Origin of the sequence: Mycobacterium sp. (genome assembly GCF_049647605.1) — a bacterium.
GTDB lineage: Bacteria > Actinomycetota > Actinomycetes > Mycobacteriales > Mycobacteriaceae > Mycobacterium.
Genome location: NZ_JBARXZ010000050.1, coordinates 1 through 22,310, shown reverse-complemented (window position 1 = coordinate 22,310; position 22,310 = coordinate 1). Strand labels below are relative to the sequence as shown.

Here is a 22,310-nt window from a genome sequence, read left to right as displayed (position 1 = left end):
CTGAGGCCGTGATGGTGTTTGATGTGCGAGTGGCCCACATCAGCCGTGCTCGCACGGTCGCCGCCGACATCTCGGCGGTCTGGGACGTCCTGGCCGACTTCGGCGCGATCAGCTCATGGGCCGCCGCCGTCGACCACTCCTGCCTGCTGTGGCCGTCGACCGAACCGATCGGACTGGCCCGGCGCATCCAGATGGGCCGCACCACGGTCATCGAGCGGATCGTCGAATTCGACCCCCACCGCGCGTTGGCCTACGACATCGAGGGCCTCCCGCCGATGGTTCGCCGGATGCAGAACCGCTGGGAATTGTCTTCGGCCGCAACAGGTCTGACGATGGTCACACTGACCACCACGGTAGCCATCGGCGAGCACCTACCGCAGCGGCTCGCCGAACACCTGGTCTGCCGGTTGGCGGCCAAGCAGTCCGACGGGCTGCTCGACGGACTCGCGACCTCGTGGAAGGACACCCGTGCCGCCTGAACAGCCCGACATCGTCATCGTGATGACCGATGAGGAACGTGCGACGCCTCCCTATGAGTCCGCCGCCGTCCGGGGCTGGCGGGATCGGGTCCTGCCCGGCCGCCGATGGTTCGACGAACACGGCGTCAGCTTCGAGCGCCACTACACCGGCTCGCTGGCCTGCGTGCCGAGCCGGCCGACCATCTTCACCGGGCACTACCCCGATCTGCACGGGGTCACACAGACCGACGGCATCGGCAAGCGCCACGACGACTCCCGGCTGCGCTGGCTCCCGGCCAACGAGGTGCCGACACTCGGAAACTGGTTCCGCGCAGCCGGTTACGACACCCACTACGACGGCAAATGGCACATCTCGCACGCCGATCTGGAAGACCCCGGCACCGGTCGGCCGCTGGCCACCAATGACGACCTCGGCGTGGTCGATCCCGTGGCCGTGCAGCGCTACCTCGACGCCGATCCCCTGGCGCCCTACGGGTTCTCCGGGTGGGTGGGTCCCGAGCCCCACGGCGCCGCCATGGCCAACAGCGGTATCCGCCGCGACGCACTGTTCGCCGACCGGATCGTGGCCTGGCTCACCGATCGTTACGAACGCCGACGTGCCGGCGAGGAATCGGCGCTGCGGCCCTTCCTGCTGGTTGCCAGCTTCGTCAACCCCCATGACATCGTGCTGTTCCCTGCCTGGGTTCGGCGCAGCCCGCTTGCACCGTCGCCACTTGATCCCCCGCCGGTACCGGCACCGCCCACCACCGACGAGGATCTCTCGACCAAGCCGGCGGCGCAGATCGCCTTCCGGGAGGCCTACTACTCCGGGTACGGACCGGCGGCGGCCATCAGCCGGACCTACCGGAAAAATGCGCAGCGCTACCGCGATCTGTACTACCGGCTGCACGCCGAGGTCGACGGTCCGCTGGACCGGGTGCGCCGCGCGGTCACCGAAGGTGGATCCGAGAACGCGGTGCTGGTACGCACTTCCGATCACGGCGAACTGCTCGGAGCTCACGGTGGGCTGCACCAGAAGTGGTTCAACATGTACGACGAGGCGACCCGGGTGCCGTTTGTCATCGCCCGTATCGGCGACCGGGCGACCCAGCCGCGGGTGGTATCGGCGCCGACGTCGCACGTCGACCTGGTACCGACCCTGCTCGCGGCGGCCGGGATCGACATCCGCGCCGCAGCGCAGCGGCTTGCGGAATCGTTCTCCGAGGTCCATCCGCTGCCGGGGCACGATCTGATGCCAGTGGTGGACGGGGCACCCGCCGACAACAACCGGGCCGTCTACCTGATGACACGCGACAACGTGCTCGAAGGTGACACCGGCGCCTCGGCGGGGGCCCGCCAGCTGGGGATCACCGCCAGTCCGCCGGCACCACTGCGGATCAGCCTGCCCGCACACGTCGGCGCGAACTTCGAGGGCCTGGTGGTCCGGGTCGACGAGGCCGACGCTCCCGGCGGTGCCGGACATCTGTGGAAGCTGGTTCGCTGTTTCGACGATCCCGCCACCTGGACCGAGCCCGGTGTGCGACACCTGGCCGCCAACGGAATCGGCGGGCCGGCCTACCGCAGCGACCCGCTCGACGACCAGTGGGAGCTCTACGACCTGACCGCCGATGCCGGCGAGAGCACCAACCGGTGGCCGGACCCGGCCCTGTTGGAGTTGCGCACGCACCTGCGTTCGCAGCTCAAGCAAGCCAGAGCCACCTCGATTCCGGAACGAAACCAGCCGTGGCCGTATGCCGTTCGCCGGCCGGCCGAGCGCAGGAGCGTACTGCGCCGCCTGCGAGACCGGCTCAGTTGACCTGGTGGGCCCCGTCGTCGAAGACGGCATCCAACTCGTCGAACCGACCGCGTGGCTTTCCTTGACCACATTTCTCCTGCGACAGTGCTGCGGACCTCCCCCAGATGGGGGATGCCGGCCACCAAAATCCGTTTGCAGCTCATCACAGGCGAGCATCGGCGACCTGCAGAGCTTCTGACAGTTGGTACTGTCGGTTCTTTGCTATCAGAGGTTCACACCTGAGCCCGCGATAGTCGGCCCTGGGAGTGACAATGCCGTGGTTGTCGTGGCGGTGGTGGTGGCAACCCAGGCACGGTCAGCAGCAGGCCAATCATTACGACTGGCTCAGCGGCTACCTGTACGCCCGCGGAATGAGTACGGGCGCGCGGATCATGCTCTCGGTGATCGCAGGCTCCATGGCCGTCAGCCTGATCACCCTGTTGGCCAGTGCCGACGGACCCCGCGGCCTGGTGCCGACAACCATGATCTGGGTCGCGTTTGCCGGCGGTGTGGGTTGTGCACTGCTGTGGATGACACGCTGGCCCACCAAATCCCAATCGCTGGCATTCGGCCTGACATCGAATGCCTGCGTCGCATTGGGATGCCTGGCTCACCCGAACCCCCTGGCATCACTCATCGGCTGTATCGCGTTCGCGACCACCGGGGCATACCTGGCGTTCTTCCACAGCATGCGACTGGTCCTCTACAACTTCGCAGTCGCTGCCGTCGTCGGCGTCATCGGAGCCACCAGGCTGGCCCAACAGGGCCACCTCGGACTGGCGGTGGTCGATCTGTGGCTGGTGCTCCAGGTGAACATCGCCTTGCCGTTGGCCATCCGCGCACTCGTCAACGCCCTGAGTATCGACCTTCTGCACTCCGACCGTGATCCGCTCACCGGGCTGTTCAACAGACGCGCTTTCGAGCACAAGACACTCGGACTGCTGGTGGCCCGGGATACCGCCGACAGCTACCTCACCGTCGTGGTGATCGATCTCGACGACTTCAAAACACTCAACGACACCCTGGGGCATCAGGCAGGCGACCGCGCCCTGGTCCGGGTTGCCCAGGCGCTGCGCGCCAGCGTCACCGAGGAGGCCGTCATCGCCCGCTGCGGCGGCGAGGAGTTCCTCATCGCCCAGGTGTCTGCCGACGCCGACCCCTCCCGGTTGGCCATCCGGGTCCGCGACGCCGTCGCCGCACCGCCGGCCAAGGTGACCGCCAGCGTCGGGACCGCCACCGCACCGCTGGACCAGGGCCATCAATCCCACCACGCCTTGATCGAGCAGCTCACCTCCGACGCCGATGAGGCGATGTACATCGCCAAACGCAGCGGCGGCAACCGGGTTCACCATCACGGCGCCCCCGACGCGGTGTGCTGAACATCGTCCGGACTCGCCGCCGGCGCTAGAAGCGGTGTTGCTCGTAGAAAGCGAGATGCCGCTGCGCGGCAGCGTCCCACGTCCTGCTCAGTGCCAGTGCACGGCCCGCTTCCGGATCCGGCGGGTGGTTGATCGCCATACTCAGCGCGAGCGCCAACCCGGCGGCGTCGGGCGCAAAGCCGACCGTATCGCCGAACACCTCACGCAGGACCGGTAGGTCCCGAGCGACAACCGGGCGACCGGCTGCCAAGGCCTCCATCGCAGCCAGACCGAAGCCCTCCTTGGTCGAGGGAAAGGCAAAGGCCGAGCACCCGGCGACCAAACTCGGAAGGTCAGGGTCCTCGACGGAGCCCAGGATGGTGGGGGTGACACCACGTTCGCGGCAGCGCTGATCGAAGGCCTCGCGATAGTCGCGGTAGTCGAACAACGTCTCGCCGCCGGCGATCACCAGTGCAACCTCCGGGTGCTCTCGCCGCAGTAGCGCCACCGCCTCAACGAGGTCGATGGTGCCTTTCCGCGGTTCGATCCCGCCAACCGCCAGGACATAGCAACCGAGCGTCGAACGCCACCGATCGCGGGCCGCCACAGCTTCGGCAGAATTCGACGCCGCCTCGATGAAGCGTTGCGCGGCGACACCATTGGGAATCACCGTGGGCGACAGACCCCAGCCGGAACGGACTTCGCCGGCCACCGCCTCGGATACACAGATCCGGGCGTACGGCTCGACGATGGCACGTTCGTGACATTGCGCGAGGATCGCGGTGGTGAACTGGTCCAGGTGGTGAATGGTGCGGATACATCTGCCCACGGCGTTGGCACTGATGCAGTCCTGCGCGTGCACGATGTCGTACTCGGTGACCGGAACCGCCTGCCGCAGTAGTTCGATGGACCGGACGATCCGGTCGGTCACGGTGTCGCCGGGCAAGTCGACGAACTCGACCAGCCGAACTGTCACCCCGGGATCGACCGACCGGAAGAACCCGCGGTCACCGGCGCGGGCCAGCGACCACACCGTCACATCGACACCCCGCGCGGCGAGCGCCTCGGCGAGGTTGAGGGTGTGCACCACGCCGCCACGCGGTTTGGTCGAATACGTCAACAGCGCCACCCGCAACGTCATGAACCCTCGAAGCGGGTCCGGTAGGTCTCCGGACGCAGTTCGCAGAGGTGGTTCAACACTTTTCGGGCCCGTGCGACTTCGGCCTCGACATCGATCTGGGTCTTGGCGAGCCCACCTTTGGCGCGGGTGGTTGCCAAGATGTCGCCACCGGGGCCGACGATCTTCGCCTGCCCCAGAAAGCGCAGGTTGCCCATCACTCCGGTCTGATTCGACGACACCAGGACCACCTGATTCTCGGCGGCGCGCGCACAGTCGTAGAGATCGAAGAGCCGCGACTGCCGGTCCGCGGGCAGCCGCGATGCACGGTCGGTGATACTCGCCGGCCAGGCGGACAGCGCGGCGATGATGTGGGCATCGTCGGCGGCCAGCGCGCGGGCGGCTTCCGGGAACGTCTTGTCGTAGTCGATCAGCATGCCGAGCCGGCCGACCGGGGTGTCGAAGGTGGAGAACCGGTCACCCGCCAGATAGGTCAGGGATTCACCAGCGGGCTGGTGCACCTTGCGGTGAGTGCCCAACACCCCGTCGCCCATCACACACACGGCGGCGTTGTAGCGGCCGCCGCCGGGCACCGCTTCGGCGTAACCCAGGCAGACCGTCATCCGTCCGGCCGCGGCGATGATCGCGGCGATCTCCGGACCGTCGGGGTCCAGGGCCGGGGGTGGATCTTCCGGGTCGGGTGCGCGGAAGTCCCCGATATAGCCGCCCAGGCACGCGTCGGGAAACACCAGCAGGTCGACACCCTCCTGCCGCGCGGTCCCGATGATGCCGACCGCTTTGTCCACACAGCGATACAGGTCACGCCCGAAGTTTGCGGCCACCGCGGCCAGAGTCACCGGTGCCATCTCTATCCCTGCGTCGAGCCGAGGCCGGTCACCGCGGGCTCGAGCGCAGCGGTGACCTCCCCGTCGGGCCAGCGCAACCGCACACCGGGTTCGACTGTCAGCGAACCACATTCGGCACTGACCACACCGGCCGGCCGGTCCGGGCAGCTCTGCTCGCCGGCGGTCAACATCCCATAGCCGGGGAAACAGGTCAGCCAGTCCCCCAGGGCCGCATCGGCCGGACGGGGCACCGCGGATACCACCAGTTCGGCACCGGTGCCGCACGCCTCGGCCATCATGCCGAGCGTGCCGACGATGCCGGCCATGCTGACATCCTTGGCCGCCTTCGGCGCCGACCGCGCCACCAGCGATGTCATCGACGCCAGGTCCGTACCGCTGCGGGTGCTGGTCGAATCCCATTGCCTGCCACGATAACCAGGGCGCCACCGGCCGCTGATGTCGGTGGTCAGCCGGACCACGTCGCCGACCGTGCCACCGCCCGCACGCACCGGCGCACTGCTGCGACCCAAGGCGGTGACTGCCAGCGCCGCGGGCACACCGAGTTGGGTGTGCCCACCGAGGACGGGCACCTGCCAGGCCGCCGAAGCAGCCGAAAGTCCCGCGATCACACGATCGAGTATGCCGCGCGTGGGCGCCCCCACAGCGTCCAAGAGTCCCACCGGTGTGGCGCCCATCGCGCTCAGATCGTTGACATTGACCAGAACCGAACACCAGCCCGCCCATTCGGGATCCCGCTCGACCATCGACGGAACGATCGCGTCGCAGGCGGCGATCAGGTCGGCACCGGGAACCGGGACACCGTCGTCACCGACAAAACCGGACGGTCCCAGCCCACCGGGCACCGACCGCAGTGGCGCCAGGCTGGAACCGAGGAACGTCTTGGTTGCCGCCGCGACCCGCTGGATCCGGTCCAGCGGCCACCGCATCCACACGTGCTCCCGCCCCGCCACCCGGCAGGTTCCCACCTGATCCCAGCCCAGGCCGTGGAACAGCCGGGCATAACGCGGCTGCACAGTCGCCTCGAACCGCAGCACCCCTGCCGACTCGACGTGGGCACACGCGGCCCTGATCAACGCCGGCCCGACGCCACCGGCCCGGGCCACCGGGTCGGTGACCAGCCGGCTGCCGGTCCACCACCCCATATCGGTCGGAGTGGCCGGCGCCAGCCGCACCCCGCCGAGCAGCCGACCGTCCGGTGCGGTGGCAACAAGGACCACGGCGCGGGGATCGTCGTCGATATCGTCACGGTCACTGCCGGCGAACAGACCCTGCTCGGTGACAAACACCGCGCGCCGCAGGCGTCGATAGGCCCGCAACTGCGCGGCTCCCTCGGCCGGTTCGATCAGAAACGGTGCCGGCGGCCGCGGCGTCCCGGACAGGATCGACAGACCGGCGGGCACCGCGTGACTGCTGGCGGTGAACGGGATCATCAGGCACCCAGGTTCTGCAACACGCTGCACGCCCCGCAGGCCGCGCAGCCGGCGCGCTGGTCCGAACCGACCATTCCCGCGGATTGCAGCAGCAACGCAACTTCGCGGCTCACCTTTTCCACAACACCGGCCTGCGGTGCGACCGCGCCGTCGACGTCGACCGCCAGCGACCCCGGCTGCGGCCGGAACGGCACCACAAACGGATAGACACCCATCTCGATGAGCTCGGAGGCGCCGGTGATCAGCTCTTCAGGGTCCTCCCCCAGACCGACCAGCAGATATGTCGAGACCTGGTTGCGACCGAACACCCGAACGGCCTCACGCCAGGCATCCCGGTACCGCGGTACCGATACCGTCGCCTTACCGGGCATCCACCGGCGCCTGACGTCCTCGTCGAGAGACTCGATGTGGATACCGATGGCGTCGGCACCTGCGTCGCGGAGTTCGGTCAGAACAGTCAAATCGGCCGGCGGCTCGCACTGCACCTGGATCGGCAGCGCCGGCACCGCGGCTTTGACCGCTCTCACACACCGAGCAAGGTGGCGGGCACCGCGGTCGGCACCCGCCGAGGTACCGGTGGTCATCACCATCTGGGTGACCCCGTCGAGGCGGACTGCAGCCGCAGCAACCTCGGCGAGCTCGGCGGGCCGTTTCACCGCAGTGGTGGCGCCCGAGCGCAGCGACTCCTCGATGGTGCAGAACCGGCAGCGCTGATCGGCGGCGTACCGGATGCAGGTCTGCACCACCGTCGTCGCGAGCACATCCCGGCCGTGTAGCCGGGCCAGCTTCTCGTACGGCACTCCGTCGGAGGTCACCAGGTCGTAGAACCGGGGGCGCTCGATGACCTCGACGTCCAGACCGGTGTCCTCGCCGTCGAGGAGCACTCGGGTGCCGTCGAAGACAAAGGGGCTGTCCGGGTTTCGCGGGATCGCGGCATTGACGCCGTTGACTACCAGATGGCCGTCGGCGCTCGGCCCCGCACCGGCGGTACGGGTCACCGGTGGCCGCCCCCGGAACCCCAGCAACGCAAGATCGACTCGGGTGGATACGGACATGTCGGTCCTCCTACACGTTCACGATGACCGGAATTCGTTGCGGGAAAGGCACTTCGACGGACCTTTCCGGTGGAGCTGCGCAGCGGACCGCGCGTCAGAGTTCAATGCCCGAGAGTTCACTGCCCAACTGTTCAATGCCCAACTGTTCAGTGCCCGACAGCGAGCCGCAGCACCGACTCGTGATAGCCACCGATGATGGTCGCGGCGATGTACGAGGCGTCGCGGTCGATGCCCAGGAAACGGCCCGAACCCCAAGTGTGCATCCACGGCAGTCCGACAAAACTCAAACCCGGCACCGAGGCGACACCCCGGGTCTGCATGGGACGCCCGCCGCCGTCGAAAGCGCTGGCCTCGATCCACCTGTAGTCCGGCCGGTAGCCGATGGACCAGACGATGCTGGTGACACCTGTAGCCGCCAAATCCAGGGCAGTTGATTCGGTTTCGGGTTCCCACACCGGTGTGTACCGTGATGGCGGCGGCGCCGCGATCTGCTCCGCTGCGATGTACCTGTCGATATCCGCGCAGATCGAGTTGTACACCGCATCTGCGTCGTCGAGAGCTTTCCGCAGGGTCGGCTCGAAGCGCAGCGCCCCGTCCTTACCGTCGCTCAGGTGACCGTAGAGCTGCATCCCCTCGGCGGCGAACTGACGTAGATCCACATCGCGACCGCCGTCGCGACCCGTCACATAGTGGTTGGTCTTCTCGATGGCCGCCTTTCCGCCCGGATACTGTTGCGCCGGGCGGTCATACAATCCCATCTCGGCCAGCCACGTCATACAGTCCCGACCCCGGTAGGACCGCGCCACCCGAGGCGCGTTACCCACCGCGAGGTGCACCTGACGTCCCGCCAGATGCAGGTCTTCGGCGATCTGCGTGCCGGACTGGCCGGTGCCGACCACCAGCACCGCCCCCTCCGGCAGCTGCGCGGCATTGCGGTACTGCTCGGAATGAATCTGCACGACGGCCGGATCGAGCGAGCCGGCAAACGCGGGCACCACCGGCAGCGGGTAACCGCCGGTCGCCACCACGGCGTTCTCGCAGGTGAGAGTTTCTGTGCCGGAGGCAGTTTGCAGGGTCAGTTCGAAACCACCCCCGACCCGGTGCTGCAGCCGGGTGACCCGGGTGTGGGTGCGAATCGGCGGACTGAAGGTCTGCAACCAGCTGGACAGCCAGTCGACAACCTCATCTCGGGTCATGAACCCGTCCGGGTCTGCACCGGTGTAGGGATAGCCCGGCAGCTTGCAATGCCAATTCGGGGTCACCAGGGTGAAGTTGTCCCACCGGCTGTCAGCCCAGGCGTGCACCGGGGTGTGCGCCTCCAGGACAACATGTTCGATATCAGCCCGGTCAAGGTACCAGCTGACCGACAGCCCGGCCTGGCCGCCACCGATCACCGCCACCGGCACGTGTTGTGCGATTGTCATGGCCGCTCCAGTTCGGGTTCCATCGCGGTGATCTCGATCTCGGCATCAGCCGGAAATCGGTTGGCGAACAGCAGTATCTGTTCATTGGTGGCGGCCGCCGACGTGCACGCGAAACCGTACTTGGCGCGCACCCGGTCACTGGCCTCCTGCAGCGCTCGACCGGTGCGATCGAGGAACTCGCCGATGGTGTAGCGCCCCCCGGTGCTCAGGTAGTCGTGCATCACCAGGCTGGGCGAATAGCAGCTCTGGGTGCTGCCGTCGGGCCAGCGGACATCGAAGCTCATCTCAGGCATGGGCCAGCTCCGACCACTTGCCGGCATCGGTGTCGGTCAACGGACCGTAGACATCGGGCCTGCGGTCACGCAGGTGGAACATCCCGGCCCGCATGGCGCGGAATGTCTCGTCGATGTCGACCTCGGCGATCGCCATTCCACTGCCCAGCAGCGTGGTGGCCAGGATATTGCCGCCTGGGTCAACCACTTTGGCATTGCCGACATAGCGCAGCGACCCGAAGGTCCCGCTCTGGTTGGCGGCAACCCAGAACACCTGGTTGTCCAGGGCACGGGCGATGTCGAACTGGTTGAACCGGTAGGTCCACCGGTCGTCCTGCAGGTTCTCGGCGGTCCCGGTGCGCGCCGCGGGCCAGGCCGAGAGACTCGCGATGACCTGCGCGCCGTCGAGCGCCATCATCCGGGCGGCCTCGGGAAACGCCTTGTCGTAACAGATCTGCAGCCCGATGCGGCCCACCGGCGTGTCACACACCTCGTAGCGAGAGCCGGCGGAGTACGACATCCCCTCACCGAGTGGCTGATGCACCTTGCGGTACACGCCGTAGATGTTGCCGCCGTCCAGCAACGCCGCAGCGTTGTATCGGGTTTCACCATCCTGCGCGAGTTCGCAGAACCCGATCGCTACCACGAGGTCCCCGGCCAGCTGCTGCACCCGGGCGATCTCGGGTCCATCGATGCGGATCGCCGGCGGCAGCGACCGGGTGGTGGTCTTGACGGTGTCGCCGTGATTGCCCAGCGACGACAGGTAACCACCGATGGCCGCCTCCGGAAGCGCCAAGAAGTCGACACCCCGGTCACGCGCCTCCTCCACCAGGGTCGCGATCAGCGCATAGTTCTGCTCGAGATCCCGAGTGAAGTTCGCAGACACTGCGGCAAGTGTTGTCATCGTGAATCCTTCTGACTGAGAATAGTTCTCGGTGAACTCACACCATGTAGGTGGAATTGATGATGGCGCCCTTGCGGGCGTAGTAGATCAATGCGTCCTGAACGTCGAGCGGATGCGCCGGGATGACGCCCTCGATGAGGTCCTCTTCCCGGCCGCCGTGCAGGGCCAGCCCGAAGCGGCAGGCGAACACCGTGCCGCCTTCGGCGATGAACGTCGCCAGAGCGTCGTTGATGTTCTGCTCCCCCGGGAAACCGGAATCGCCGGCCTTGGGGAAACCACGGGTGGCCAGGCAGTTGATGGCTCCGGGTCCGTAGAAGTAGATGGCGGACTCGAAACCCTTGCGCAGCGCCCGTGTCGCCTGGAGCACTGCCACGAAGCTGACCGATGATTCGTGGGCGATGCCGTGCACGAGGGTGAAGTAGCTTTCACCGTTCTCGGCCTGATAGTCCGGGAAGATCTTGGTACTGCCGTAGATATTGGCTCCCTTGCCGAGCGACGGGTGCGGGATCTCGGCGAGCGACGTCGCGATGTTCTCGGCGATGGACGCGTCAAAAGTCATGAGCAACTCCGTGATTCGGTAGCGGGTGCAAGCAATCGACGGGCTGCGCTGCCCGACAAGCTGTGGACTGCCGAAGAACTCGGCTGCCTCCCATTACAGGCCGTGACCGTTTCACGTTGGTTATGGCTGGAATACGTCTAGGTTGCCGACGGCGCCTCGGGTGTAACTGGTTGGAAACATCAGCGGCCGCCGTCAGATCTGGGCGGGCTCAGCTACGCGACAGACGTTGTCATCTTGCACTCCCGATTCTCCCGGGGAGCGTCGCCACGTCCGTCGCCCTGGAACTACGCGCCGGTGAGCATGCAGGACCTCATCGACTTCGGATCGACCAGGACTGAGCTTCCGGCGTCTACACCCGCCTGGCGCCCACGGTCAGCTTCAGCCACACGCCGTGCTAAGCGGTGCGGCCCACTAACTGGCCGGGACATCCCGAGATGACCTCCGCTCTACGAGCCGCATTGGCGAACCGCCAAGGCTTCCTGACCGTGCGCGTCCAGGTCTTCCCGATAGCTTCTTAAGCTGCTTCGGCGGCTTCGCCACCCCACGTGGTGAAGTCAGGTAGTTCCGCAATGCCGTTGGTGGGAGCCTGGACCGCCAAGGCGCGGCAGCTCGCGGCATGGAACACCTCGCGAGCATCGCCGGCGTCCCAGCGCTCGATGTCGGCGATGGTCAGCGTCATAGCAGCAGGTAGTCACATCCGCGAGGCGATGGAGTCCGCCTGGCGGCCGGGGACTTTCAATGCGCCAGCGTGGCGCGCTTCCATGACGCAGAACTCTTGGGCGCAGGTCTGCAGGCGGGGCGTGATCACTGAGGCAAGTGAGGAGGGCGGTGGTGGTTGCCGTCCAGGTGGCCAGACGGAGCGCCAAGGATGTTCTTTCCAGCCACCCCGCGCGGTTTCGATGCGGGTGTCCGCGGCAAAGTGCTTGCTGGCCACGTCTTCACCGTGCTTCTTCAGTTGATGCCAGACGGTGCCGTGGACGACGCCGAAGTGCTGGCCGATGCGATGTCCTTTCGCCTCAAGGCGGCAGCGACGGTCATCGGGTGGAGACCGAAACCCTTGGCGAGTTCGAACGCATGCCGGCAGAGGTCGGCGGTTTCGTCGGCAGTCAGGCGCTTGGTGCGCGGGGCGACTCGTATTACAACTGAACGTGGAGCTGAGCTTTCGGCTTCGGATTTGGCAGCTACGAACAGCTCAGATAGCCGCTGTCGGAGGTCGCACCTATCGTTGAAACGTGTCTACGACGATCGACGTGTACCCGGCGACCGATCTGATGCCCCTGGTCGAGCAAACGAGAGCGCGGACTCAGGAGTTGTTTCAACAACTCTTCGACCGACGTGGCATCGCATCGACGATCGAAGTCAAGGCATTTCACCCCAATGCTCAGCCTGGGCCGATCGACTACGTTGCTGCTGACCTGCGGTGGTGCAGCGGACTGACCCTTGGCTTCGGCTACTGGATCAACGACGAGTGGGACTCCAGCTCGTGGCCGAGTTGCTACGCGCGCGACGAAGCCGATCTCATCACCGCTGAAGACCTGACGAGCGACGGCGATCCCGACGGATCACCACCCGAGTTCCTTGGTGAGTGGTGGATCGCCCAGGAACTCGCTGGCGTCGTCACGTCGGACAAGCTCGACAAGATTCTGCGTTCAAACCACTACTGGGGTGAATACCGCAACATGGGCGGACCTGCGGTCGCTTCGACTGGCTACGGTCTCGCCGCTGCGGCCCTCGCCGAAGCCGCCGACGGTGTTGTCGCGTCGTTCGACTGCGCATTCGACGTTGAGCACAACGGTGAGACAGCTGAGCAGTTCCTCTCTTGGTGGGGTGACGCACAGATCGACTGCTACGGACCCGAGTGCTTTCTGGTTGCTCGGACAACGAGCTGAAACACCGACTGGCGGACGACTTCCTAGACGTCGGCGTCTTGGCGAGCAACTGCTGCAGGCCAGCATCCGCTGAAGCAACCACGAGGAGGTCGAATCCCCTTAGCTCCAGCCAGATAACGACCGACTAGCAAGAAGCGGCGCTCGGCATGGAGCGTGAAGTAGCTGAAGCCATCACTGGCGGTGGATCCTTGGTGGCGTAGTGGGTTCCAATGGGAAACCGGCTTGTCTATTCAGGAAAATCTTCGGGCATGGCACCGGCTGTGGCTAGGTAACGAGCTGGTTGAGGCCGCAGTAGAGGAACAATACGAGTCCCTCCGATTCCACCCAGACTTCATCCCGCGCCTGCGCCGCGCCATGAAACAAACGCTCCACGACAGCACCAACGTCTCGCGGATGCTCCGAGCCGACATCACCGAGCAACTCGATGACATTGTTGACGATCTGCCGGGCGCCGAGCGGTTCATCGACGTCTGCCTCCGCTTGCTCGAAGACCCTGCCACGCTCTATCGAAGCGCCGGCGACGATACTCGACAACGGCTCAATCAGGCGATCTTCACGCACCTGTTCGTCTACAACGAACAGGTGACCGCTTCCTCCGTCACGTCGCCATTGGCGGAACTCCTGGCCGCCGACGCCGGCTTGCACACGCTCCAGGCAACGAGTTCCGGATCGGCCGCGATGAGTGCCCTCGAGGCGGCACTCGCCAAACTCAAGCCAAACAAAGAAGCCGCCGGAAACAACTCCGGCGGCTCCGCCGCTCTCGCGATGATTGCAGTGAGCAATCTCTGGTGCGGGCGGGGGGAGTCGAACCCCCACGTCCTTTCGGACAATGGCACCTAAAGCCATCGCGTATGCCATTTCGCCACGCCCGCAAGTAGCTGTGATCGTACCGCTTCGCGACACCACGAACCTGTCGGTGCCCCACCCTTGGGTCGAACCATGCGGTCTCGACTCGACGGGTTCATCGGACCGAAACGCTGATTACCTGTGCCAATGCCAATCACGGTACCGTCGAACCATGTCCACTACACGGCGTCGGAGATGGGCACTGGTTGTGCTGGTCATCGCCGCGGCCGGCGCCTGCCTGGCGCTCGGCTGGTGGCAGTGGACGCGCTACGAGTCGGCTTCGGGCACCTTCCAGAATCTCGGCTACGCCCTGCAGTGGCCGTTCTTCGCCGGATTCTGTGTCTACGCCTACCGCAAGTTTGTCCTCCTCGAAGAGACCCCGCCCGAGCCGAGGTCGAACTTCGAGATGACCGAGATCCCCGCCGACCTGTTGCCGCAGCGCCCTGATGCCGCGCCGGCCGCAGACGACGACCTCACGCTGCGCGAGTACAACGCCTACCTGGCCGAACTGGCCAAAGGTGACACCGAGAAACAGGACAGGACCACAGCATGACCACTCCCGAAACTCCCGACGCACCGACCGTGACGGCTCCGGTCGAGCAGATCCGCAAGGCGTTGCGGGGCTACCGGGTGTTGGCGTGGGTGACGGGTCTGTGGCTGATCGCGCTGTGCTACGAGATGGTGATGAAGTACGGCTTCAACGACGACTCGCTGAGCTGGATCGCCGTGGTGCACGGCTGGGCGTACTTCGTCTACCTGCTGTTCGCCGCCAACCTCGCGGTCAAGGTGCGCTGGCCCATCGGCAAGACAATCGGCATCTTGCTGGCCGGCACCATCCCGTTCCTCGGCATCATCGCCGAGCAGAAGCAGACGAAGATTCTGAAGGCGCAATTCGATCTGTGACCGCAGGGGCCGAACCCTTCGGGATCAGCAAGGCCAGCAACGCGGCGACGACGGCCGCGCCGGTGACAAAACCCAGCGCTGTGTGAATCGCGGCCTGCGTCGGCATCTCGTGTCCGGCGTACGTCATCGTCATGCCACCGAGGATCGCGGCGATCACCGCACTCGACAGTGACGTGCCCAGTGACCGCGCCAGCGAGTTGATGCCGTTGGCCGCCGCGGTCTCCGATATCGGTACCGCCGCGTTGATCAGCGCCGGCAGTGATGAGAAGGCAAACCCGACGCCGACGCTGACGACGATGTTCATCGCCAGGACACCGATCGTGGTGCTCAGCAGCACAAACCCCAGCAGATAGCCTGCCGCGATCACCAGGCATCCGAGAACCAGCGTGAACTTCGGCCCGCGCCGCGCAGCCACCCGGGCCGCGACGGGTGCGGCCACCATCATCGCCAGACCGCCGGGTGCCATCCACAGCCCGGTCTGCAGCACGGATTGCCCGAGGCCGAAGCCGGTTTCGGCGGGCAGTTCCAGGATCTGTGGCGCCACCAGCGAAATGCCGTAGAGCGAGACACCGACGCCGATCGAGGCGATGTTGGTGGTCAGCACCGGCAGCCGGGCGGTGGTCCGGAGGTCGACGATCGGCGACGGGAACCGCAGCTGCCACAGTCCGAACAGGAACAGGATCACCGCCGAGGCGCCGAACAACCCGAGGGTGGTGCCGCTGCCCCACCCCCAGTCCCCGCCCTTGGTGATGGGTAGCAGCAGACACACCAAGCCGGTGGCCAGCAGTACGGTGCCCAGCGGGTCGAACCGGTCTCGGCTGCTGGGCGGAACGTGCGGCACCATCGTGACGAAGACGACGACGCACACCACACCCAGGCCGGTGCCGAACCAGAACAGTGCGTGCCAGTCCAGGTTCTCGGCGATCACTGCCCCGAGCGGAAGTCCCAGCGCACCACCGACTCCCAGCGACGAGCTCATCATGCCCATCGCCGCACCGACCCGGTGGGCCGGCACACTGGCACGCAGCACGCTGATACCGAGCGGAATCATCGGCATGCCGAAGCCCTGTAACCCGCGGCCGACGATCAATGGCAGCAGCGACGTCGAAGTGGCTGCCACCAGCGCGCCGGCGGTCAGCACCACCGCACACACCAGCAGGATTCGTTGGGGCCCGTACATGTCGCCGAGGCGGCCGAACACCGGCGTCGCCACGGCGGCGACCAGGAGCGTGGCGGTGATGGCCCAGCTGGCATTGGCGGCACTGGTGTCCAGAAGCCGAGGCAGGTCGGGGATCACCGGGATCATCAGGGTCTGCATCAGCGAGACGCCGATACCCGCCATGCACAGAGCGGCGATCAGAACGCCGGGATGCGGCGACCGGACTTCGGGCTTGTCTCGACGCCGGACCATTGCCCGGACTATACCTTAGATAGGCTATCCATCTATTTCGTGGCGGCCTGGAGCCCGATCAGGGCCGGCAGCAGCTGCTCGAGAGCGCGACCGCGATGTGAGGCCAAATCCTTCTCGGCCGGGCTCAGCTCGGCGGCCGAGCGCTCCGAACCTTCCGGCATGAACACCGGGTCATAGCCGAAACCACCGTCACCGCGGGGCCCAGCAGCCACGCTGCCGCGCCATTCACCACGCACCACCGTCTGCTCATGCGGCTGCTGCCCCCACACCAGCGCGCACGCGGACACAAACGCCGCTCCGCGCCGCGCCACCGGCACATCGGCCAGCTGCAGCAACAACAGTGCGGTGTTGCCCGCGTCGTCGCCGTGCCGGCCGGACCAACGCGCCGACAGCACCCCCGGCATCCCGTTCAAGGCATCCACCGAGATACCGGAGTCATCGGCCACGCACGGCAGTCCGGTAGCCGCAAAGCCGTCGCGGGCCTTGGCCAGCGCGTTCTCCTCGAACGTCGCCCCGGTCTCGGGGGCCTCGTCGTAGGGCGGCACGTCCCCCAACGACACCACGTCGATGCCGGTGACCCCGGCAGCGTCGAGGATGCGCCGCAGCTCGGCCAGCTTCTTGGCGTTACGGGACGCCACCAGGACCGTGGTCGTCACGAACTCAGCTTCCGAACGCCTTCTTCGTGGTGCGCCCTTCGGGAAGCACACCCGGATAGGGCTGCTCCAGCGCCGCCGTCTGGATAGCGAACAGCTCGTCACAGGCACCCAACGCAGCGTCGAGCAGCTTGTCCAGCGTCGAGCGCGGGAACGTTGCCCCCTCGCCGGTGCCCTGCACCTCGACCAGGGTGCCGGTGTCGGTGGCGACCACGTTCATGTCCACCTCGGCCCGCGAGTCCTCCGTGTACGGCAGATCGACCCGCACCCGGCCGTCCACGACACCGACGCTGACCGCCGCAATCGCACACGAGAGCGGCCGCGGGTCCGACAGCTTGCCTGCCGCACCGAGGTAGGTCACCGCGTCCGCCAGGGCCACGTAGGCGCCGGTGATTGCCGCGGTCCTGGTCCCACCGTCGGCCTGCAGCACATCGCAGTCGATGGCGATGGTGTTCTCCCCCAGCGCCCGCAAGTCGATACAGGCCCGTAGCGACCGGCCGATCAACCGGCTGATCTCCTGCGTGCGGCCACCGACGCGCCCCTTCACCGACTCACGATCGGAGCGGGTGTGGGTGGCTGCGGGCAGCATGGCGTATTCGGCGGTCAACCATCCCAGGCCCGAGCCTTTGCGCCACCGGGGCACGCCCTCGGTGACACTGGCCGTGCACATCACCCGGGTCTCACCGAACTCGATCAGAACCGAGCCGGCGGGATGGGCGGTGAATCCACGGGTGAGAACCACAGGCCGTAATTCGTCATCACGGCGACCGTCTTCGCGACTGGACACCCGGCAACCCTAACGTGGCCGACCGGACAGGTGGTCAGGCGGCTCGAACGTCGAAGGTCTCGCCGCAGACAACGGCCCGCACCGGCCCGTCGAATGCCGCCTTGGCCTCGCTGATCACATCCTCGCGGGAGGTCCACGGCGGAACGTGTGTCAGCAGCAGCTCCGACACCCCCGCCCGGGCCGCGATCTGGCCCGCCTCGGAGCCCGACAGATGCACCGCCCGGGGCCGATCCGGGGCATCCGTCCACGATGCTTCGCAGAGAAACACGTCGGCGCCACGGGCCAGTTCGACCACCGAGTCACAGATTCCGGTGTCCCCGCTGTACACCAGCACCGCGCCGGACGGATCGGTGAACCGCATGCCGTAGGACTCCGTCGGATGCGATACCCGCCGCGGCAACACCGTCAGCGCACCGAACGTCTCGGGCTGCCCGTCCACCCAGGAGTGCACGTCGAAGATGTCGCTGAAATCGTCGATCTCATTGCCCTCGGGTGAGGACGCCGCACCCAGCCGCGACCACGTATCGCTGGGCCCGAACATCAACGCGCGCCCCACCGGCGGGTTCGGGTGATAACGCCGCCACACGAACAATCCGGGTAGGTCGAGGCAGTGATCGGCGTGCAGGTGCGACAACAGCACGTTCACCTCGCCGGGATCGGCGTAGCGCTGCAACGCCCCCAGAACTCCCCCGCCGAAGTCGATGACCAGGGGCGGTGTGTCAGGTGCACTCAGCAGGTATCCGGACGCGGGCGAATCAGGGCCCACGACGCTGCCAGAACAGCCCAGCACGGTGATTCGCACGGTCACTAGCTTGCCATGCCCGCTATCACCGAGAGGAAAACATCACCGCATCGGTGGTTCGCAGAAAATCAGCGGCGGCCGGCGGCGTGCCGCTGTACAGGTACGACGCCGGTGATCGCCGGTCCCAGGAACCGCGCAGCCAATCCGAGGAACGCATCCGGGTCCCCCGTCGCCTCGAATCTCCGGGTCGGTGCACCGGCAGCGCCATCACGGTCGTGCGGCCGCAGCAGGTCCTGCTCGGTGAGGACCCGCAGCAGATCCTTGGCAGTCTCCTCGGCGCTGGAGACCAATGTGACCTGGTCCCCCATCGCCAGCTGGATCAGCCCCGACAACAGTGGGTAGTGGGTGCAGCCCAGGACCAGGGTGTCGACGTCGGCGCGCTGCAGCGGCTCCAGGTAGCCCTCGGCCAGGCCGAGCACCTGCCGCCCGCTGGTGACACCGCGCTCGACGAAGTCGACAAAACGCGGGCACGCCACCGCGGTGATCTCGGTGTCTCGGGCGGCGGCAAACGCGTCCTGGTAGGCACGTGAGGTGATGGTCGCCTGGGTCCCGATGACCCCGATGCGCCCGGAGCGGGTGGTGGCCACGGCCCGCCGTGCGGCGGGCAGGATGACCTCCACAACCGGAACCTGGTACCGCTCCCGGGCATCCCGCAGGCACGCCGACGACGCCGAATTACACGCAATCACCAGCGCTTTGACCCCACGATCGACGAGGTCGTCCATGATGGCCAGCGCATGCGCCCGGATCTCGGCGATGGTCAGCGGGCCGTACGGCCCGTTGCCGGTGTCGCCGACGTAGATCATGTCCTCATCGGGGAGCTGATCGATGATCGAACGCGCGACCGTCAGCCCACCCACCCCGGAGTCGAAAACCCCGACGGGTGCCAGCGCGTCGCTCATCGGAACCGGTTGGGCGGCTGGATGCGCTTCTTCGACCGCGCTTCCCGTTCCGGTTTGGACAGCAGGTAAGCAGCGATCACACCGGCGATGGCGCCACACAGGTGGCCCTGCCACGACACCCCGAACGTACCGGGCAGCACCCCCCAGAGGATGCCGCCGTAGAAGAACAGCACCACGATGCCGATGGTGATCTGCAGTGCGTCACGGACAAAAAAGCCGAAGACCAGCAGAAAGGTCAACCATCCGAAGATCAGCCCGGAGGCGCCGATGTGATTGGTGTCGTACGGGGAGCCGAGGTTGCCGATCAACCAGGTGCCGACGCCGCCGACGATCCAGATGATGGCGGTGGCCCAGACGAACCGGGCCATCCCGGACAGCGACACCAGGAACCCGAGCACCAGGGCCGGGACGGTGTTGGCGACCAGATGCTGCCAGTCGGCGTGCAGTAGCGGCGCGAAGATGATGCCTTTGAGCCCGTCGGTCTCCAGCGGCCGGATCCCGTTGCGGTCCAGCGAATGACCCGACAGCTGGTCGTAGAGCTCGATGAGATACAGCAGCGCCACGAACGTCAGCACCGTCGCACCACCCACCATCCAGCCTGGGCGTTTCTTCGGCTGAGGGTGCTGGGTGTATCCGAGTGGCTGGTTCATCCCTGTCCTGTGAAGTGGGTCAAGCCCATAGCTGCCCGTCCAATGCGTCTTCCGCTTGGTCCAGGCTACCGGCGTACGCACCGGTCGACAGATATTTCCAACCGGCGTCGGCGACCACAAAAGCGATATCGGCACGCTCACCAGCCTTGATCGCCTTGGCTGCCATCCCGAGGGCGGCATGGCAGATGGCTCCGGTGGAAATACCGGCAAAGATGCCCTCGACCTGCACCAACTCCCGGGTGCGTTTGACGGCCTCGAACGCGCCGACCGAGTACCGGGTGGTCAGCACCTCAGGGTCGTAGAGCTCGGGCACAAATCCTTCGTCGATGTTGCGCAGTGCGTACACCCCTTCGCCGTACCGGGGTTCCGCGGCGACGATCTGCACGCCGGGCACGTGCTCACGCAGATACCGGCCGGTCCCCATCAAGGTGCCGGTGGTGCCCAGGCCCGCCACGAAGTGCGTGATCTCAGGCAGATCGGCCAGGATCTCTGGACCGGTGCCGTAGTAGTGGGCGTCGGCATTGGCGGGGTTGCCGTACTGGTAGAGCATCACCCACTCGGGGTGCTCGGCAGCCAACTCCTTGGCCCGGGCGACGGCGGTGTTGGAACCACCCTCGGCCGGGCTGAAGACGATCTGCGCGCCGTAGAGCTCGAGCAGCTGCCGCCGTTCGATGGAGGTGTTCTCCGGCATGACGCAGATCAGCTGGTAGCCCTTGAGCCGAGCGGCCATCGCCAGGGAGATACCGGTGTTACCGCTGGTGGGCTCCAGGATGGTGTCGCCGGGTTTCACCAGGCCGTCGCGTTCGGCCTGCTCGATCATCCGCAGAGCGGGTCGGTCCTTGATGGACCCCGTGGGGTTGCGGTCCTCGAGCTTGGCCCACAGCCGCACGTGCGGTCCGTCAGCAGTGTCCTCCCAGCGGGGCGACAGCCGCTGCAGGCCGACGATCGGGGTATTGCCGAGGGCCTCGAGCAGCGACTCGTATCTCACGAACCACCTGCGACAGCGGGCAGGATCGTCACCGAGTCACCGTCGGCGATCACCGTTTCGAGGCCACCCGAGAACCGGACGTCCTCGTCGTTGACGTAGATGTTCACGAAGCGGTGCAGTTTGCCCGGCTTTTCGGGGTCGATCAGTCGGACCGAAATACCGGAGTAGTTGGCTTCCAGGTCACTGATCACGGCCTGCAGCGTGGCGCCGTCGGCGCTGACGCGCTTCTCGCCACCGGTGTGGGTGCGCAGGATGGTCGGGATGGACACGGTCACGGACATGGCTGATTCCTTTTGTTCAGTACTGCTCGACGACGGTGATGGGCTCCTCGGTGACCACCCCGTCGAGGATCCGGTAACTGCGCAGTTCGTGCTGTTCCGGATCACGGGTGGACACCAGCACGTAGTGGGCGTCCGGTTCGGCGGCGATGGCGACGTCGGTGCGACTCGGATACGCCTCGGTGGCGGTGTGCGAGTGGTAGATGACGACGGGCACCTCGTCGTTGTCGTCCATGGTGCGCCACACCTTCAGCTGCTCCATGGAATCGAACCGGTAGAACGTGGGCGAGCGCTCCGAGTTCACCATCGCGATGTGCCGTTCGGGCCGGTCAGAGCCCTCGGGGCCGGCCAGCACACCGCACGCCTCATCGGGATGGTCGGCACGAGCGTGCGCCACCATCGCGTCGACCAGGTCGGCACGTATCAGCAACAACTATCCAGCTCCCTCTCCAGCACCGAACACTCCCGGCAACATGCCACGGTAGGTCGGTATTCCGGCGACCGATTCAGCAGCCATCACTCCGGTGAGCACCGCGATCGCCAGGCAGTCGGCTGCGGCGGCCCCGAGGGCAGCCACCAACTTGGTCTCCGGCGACATCGACGCCGGGATATCGGCGGGGGGTGACACCTCGACAGCGCCGGTGGCCAATGCGAACACCGTGTCCCCGTCGATCGGGGTGTGAGCCGGCCGGATGCTGTGGGCCAGGCCGTCGTGAGCGGCGACCGCCATCCGCTGGCAGGCGGCCGGGCTCAGTGCCGCATCGGTGGCCACCACCGCGATCGTGGTGTTCAGCGGGCTGGACTCCCGGTCGCGCGCCGCGAGCGCGGCGATCTGTTCCGCCGGCGGCGCCACCAACCCGAACTCTCTGATCAGATGCGCCATCCACGGCAGCCCGGTGCTGGGGTCGACGACATTGCCCGCCGAGTTCACCGCCACCACGGCGCCGACGGTCACTCCCAGCT

The 22,310-nt window shown here is 66.6% G+C and carries 26 protein-coding genes and 1 tRNA gene; 6 read left to right on the top strand and 21 right to left on the bottom strand.

Features of this window, described 5'->3' with window-relative positions; genetic code table 11:
- Nucleotides 1–11: 11 nt before the first annotated feature.
- The 3 genes from WBB07_RS06830 to WBB07_RS06820 all read left to right on the top strand — a co-directional run bounded on the left by WBB07_RS06830 (nucleotide 12) and on the right by WBB07_RS06820 (nucleotide 3,632).
- Nucleotides 12–479: an SRPBCC family protein gene (locus WBB07_RS06830; RefSeq protein WP_526306141.1), complete on the top strand. Its 468-nt coding sequence runs from the start codon at nucleotides 12–14 to the stop codon at nucleotides 477–479.
- Entirely contained in the window at nucleotides 469–2,274 is a 1,806-nt protein-coding gene (locus WBB07_RS06825; protein WP_526306010.1) for a sulfatase family protein, read from the top strand. The genes WBB07_RS06830 and WBB07_RS06825 overlap by 11 nt, the downstream gene beginning before the upstream one ends.
- Before the next feature lie 251 nt (nucleotides 2,275–2,525).
- Nucleotides 2,526–3,632, top strand: a complete 1,107-nt coding sequence (locus WBB07_RS06820; protein WP_526306008.1) for a GGDEF domain-containing protein — start codon at nucleotides 2,526–2,528, stop codon at nucleotides 3,630–3,632.
- Nucleotides 3,633–3,657: 25 nt separating this feature from the next.
- On the opposite strand, the gene WBB07_RS06815 is transcribed toward WBB07_RS06820, so the two are convergent.
- From WBB07_RS06815 to WBB07_RS06775, 9 genes are all read right to left on the bottom strand, one after another.
- The gene (locus tag WBB07_RS06815; protein WP_526306139.1) at nucleotides 3,658–4,746 is read right to left on the bottom strand and encodes an MSMEG_0565 family glycosyltransferase; all 1,089 of its coding nucleotides are present in this window, start codon (nucleotides 4,744–4,746) and stop codon (nucleotides 3,658–3,660) included.
- Between the two features lie 2 nt (nucleotides 4,747–4,748).
- Nucleotides 4,749–5,594: a carbon-nitrogen hydrolase family protein gene (locus WBB07_RS06810; RefSeq protein WP_526306006.1), complete on the bottom strand. Its 846-nt coding sequence runs from the start codon at nucleotides 5,592–5,594 to the stop codon at nucleotides 4,749–4,751.
- Between the two features lie 2 nt (nucleotides 5,595–5,596).
- Complete coding sequence (locus WBB07_RS06805) at nucleotides 5,597–7,024, bottom strand: MSMEG_0567/sll0787 family protein (RefSeq protein WP_526306004.1); 1,428 nt, start codon at nucleotides 7,022–7,024, stop codon at nucleotides 5,597–5,599.
- Nucleotides 7,024–8,079 (bottom strand): MSMEG_0568 family radical SAM protein, encoded by a 1,056-nt coding sequence (locus tag WBB07_RS06800; protein ID WP_526306002.1) that lies wholly within the window; start codon nucleotides 8,077–8,079, stop codon nucleotides 7,024–7,026. The genes WBB07_RS06805 and WBB07_RS06800 overlap by 1 nt, the downstream gene beginning before the upstream one ends.
- 146 nt (nucleotides 8,080–8,225) lie before the next feature.
- Complete coding sequence (locus tag WBB07_RS06795; protein WP_526306137.1) at nucleotides 8,226–9,497, bottom strand: MSMEG_0569 family flavin-dependent oxidoreductase; 1,272 nt, start codon at nucleotides 9,495–9,497, stop codon at nucleotides 8,226–8,228.
- Between the two features lie 2 nt (nucleotides 9,498–9,499).
- Nucleotides 9,500–9,796, bottom strand: a complete 297-nt coding sequence (locus WBB07_RS06790; protein ID WP_526306000.1) for an MSMEG_0570 family nitrogen starvation response protein — start codon at nucleotides 9,794–9,796, stop codon at nucleotides 9,500–9,502.
- Nucleotides 9,789–10,679, bottom strand: coding sequence for a carbon-nitrogen hydrolase family protein (locus tag WBB07_RS06785; protein ID WP_526305998.1), 891 nt, complete (start codon nucleotides 10,677–10,679; stop codon nucleotides 9,789–9,791). The genes WBB07_RS06790 and WBB07_RS06785 overlap by 8 nt, the downstream gene beginning before the upstream one ends.
- A 37-nt stretch (nucleotides 10,680–10,716) precedes the next feature.
- Entirely contained in the window at nucleotides 10,717–11,238 is a 522-nt protein-coding gene (locus tag WBB07_RS06780; RefSeq protein ID WP_526305996.1) for an MSMEG_0572/Sll0783 family nitrogen starvation response protein, read from the bottom strand.
- Nucleotides 11,239–11,752: 514 nt separating this feature from the next.
- Nucleotides 11,753–11,917 (bottom strand): hypothetical protein, encoded by a 165-nt coding sequence (locus WBB07_RS06775; protein WP_526305994.1) that lies wholly within the window; start codon nucleotides 11,915–11,917, stop codon nucleotides 11,753–11,755.
- A gap of 553 nt (nucleotides 11,918–12,470) precedes the next feature.
- Here WBB07_RS06775 and WBB07_RS06770 point away from each other — a divergent pair.
- Nucleotides 12,471–13,127: a hypothetical protein gene (locus WBB07_RS06770; protein ID WP_526305992.1), complete on the top strand. Its 657-nt coding sequence runs from the start codon at nucleotides 12,471–12,473 to the stop codon at nucleotides 13,125–13,127.
- 264 nt (nucleotides 13,128–13,391) lie between these two features.
- Here the strand turns inward: WBB07_RS06770 and WBB07_RS06765 are convergent, their stop codons facing one another.
- Together WBB07_RS06765 and WBB07_RS06760 are read right to left on the bottom strand one after the other, a co-directional pair.
- Entirely contained in the window at nucleotides 13,392–13,772 is a 381-nt protein-coding gene (locus WBB07_RS06765; RefSeq protein WP_526305990.1) for a hypothetical protein, read from the bottom strand.
- A gap of 141 nt (nucleotides 13,773–13,913) precedes the next feature.
- Nucleotides 13,914–13,999 (bottom strand) — tRNA-Leu (locus WBB07_RS06760).
- Between the two features lie 146 nt (nucleotides 14,000–14,145).
- Between WBB07_RS06760 and WBB07_RS06755 the strand changes: the two genes are divergently transcribed.
- Both WBB07_RS06755 and WBB07_RS06750 read left to right on the top strand, forming a co-directional pair.
- Entirely contained in the window at nucleotides 14,146–14,526 is a 381-nt protein-coding gene (locus WBB07_RS06755; RefSeq protein ID WP_526305988.1) for a hypothetical protein, read from the top strand.
- Nucleotides 14,523–14,876 carry a DUF3817 domain-containing protein gene (locus WBB07_RS06750; RefSeq protein WP_526305986.1) on the top strand — a complete coding sequence of 118 codons (354 nt, stop codon included), beginning with the start codon at nucleotides 14,523–14,525 and terminating at the stop codon, nucleotides 14,874–14,876. Before WBB07_RS06755 ends, WBB07_RS06750 begins: the two co-directional genes overlap by 4 nt.
- Here WBB07_RS06750 and WBB07_RS06745 read toward each other — a convergent pair.
- From WBB07_RS06745 to WBB07_RS06700, 10 genes are all read right to left on the bottom strand, one after another.
- Nucleotides 14,824–16,287: an MFS transporter gene (locus tag WBB07_RS06745; protein ID WP_526305984.1), complete on the bottom strand. Its 1,464-nt coding sequence runs from the start codon at nucleotides 16,285–16,287 to the stop codon at nucleotides 14,824–14,826. The genes WBB07_RS06750 and WBB07_RS06745 overlap by 53 nt on opposite strands.
- 32 nt (nucleotides 16,288–16,319) lie before the next feature.
- Nucleotides 16,320–16,943, bottom strand: a complete 624-nt coding sequence (rdgB, locus tag WBB07_RS06740; RefSeq protein WP_526305982.1) for an RdgB/HAM1 family non-canonical purine NTP pyrophosphatase — start codon at nucleotides 16,941–16,943, stop codon at nucleotides 16,320–16,322.
- 4 nt (nucleotides 16,944–16,947) lie between these two features.
- On the bottom strand, nucleotides 16,948–17,727 hold the full coding sequence (rph, locus tag WBB07_RS06735) for a ribonuclease PH (RefSeq protein ID WP_526305980.1): 780 nt from the start codon (nucleotides 17,725–17,727) through the stop codon (nucleotides 16,948–16,950).
- Between the two features lie 34 nt (nucleotides 17,728–17,761).
- A complete protein-coding gene (locus tag WBB07_RS06730) occupies nucleotides 17,762–18,535 on the bottom strand; it encodes a cyclic nucleotide-degrading phosphodiesterase (RefSeq protein ID WP_526305978.1) in 774 nt (257 codons plus the stop codon).
- Nucleotides 18,536–18,597: 62 nt separating this feature from the next.
- Nucleotides 18,598–19,431, bottom strand: a complete 834-nt coding sequence (gene murI / locus WBB07_RS06725; RefSeq protein ID WP_526305976.1) for a glutamate racemase — start codon at nucleotides 19,429–19,431, stop codon at nucleotides 18,598–18,600.
- Nucleotides 19,428–20,081: a rhomboid family intramembrane serine protease gene (locus WBB07_RS06720; RefSeq protein ID WP_526305974.1), complete on the bottom strand. Its 654-nt coding sequence runs from the start codon at nucleotides 20,079–20,081 to the stop codon at nucleotides 19,428–19,430. The genes murI and WBB07_RS06720 overlap by 4 nt, the downstream gene beginning before the upstream one ends.
- A 19-nt stretch (nucleotides 20,082–20,100) precedes the next feature.
- Nucleotides 20,101–21,069: a cysteine synthase gene (locus WBB07_RS06715; protein WP_526305972.1), complete on the bottom strand. Its 969-nt coding sequence runs from the start codon at nucleotides 21,067–21,069 to the stop codon at nucleotides 20,101–20,103.
- A complete protein-coding gene (locus tag WBB07_RS06710; RefSeq protein WP_526305970.1) occupies nucleotides 21,066–21,350 on the bottom strand; it encodes a MoaD/ThiS family protein in 285 nt (94 codons plus the stop codon). Before WBB07_RS06710 ends, WBB07_RS06715 begins: the two co-directional genes overlap by 4 nt.
- A gap of 16 nt (nucleotides 21,351–21,366) precedes the next feature.
- A complete protein-coding gene (locus WBB07_RS06705; protein ID WP_526305968.1) occupies nucleotides 21,367–21,780 on the bottom strand; it encodes a M67 family metallopeptidase in 414 nt (137 codons plus the stop codon).
- A partial coding sequence (locus WBB07_RS06700; protein WP_526305966.1) for a P1 family peptidase occupies nucleotides 21,781–22,310 on the bottom strand: 530 nt, incomplete at its 5' end. It lies immediately after the preceding gene.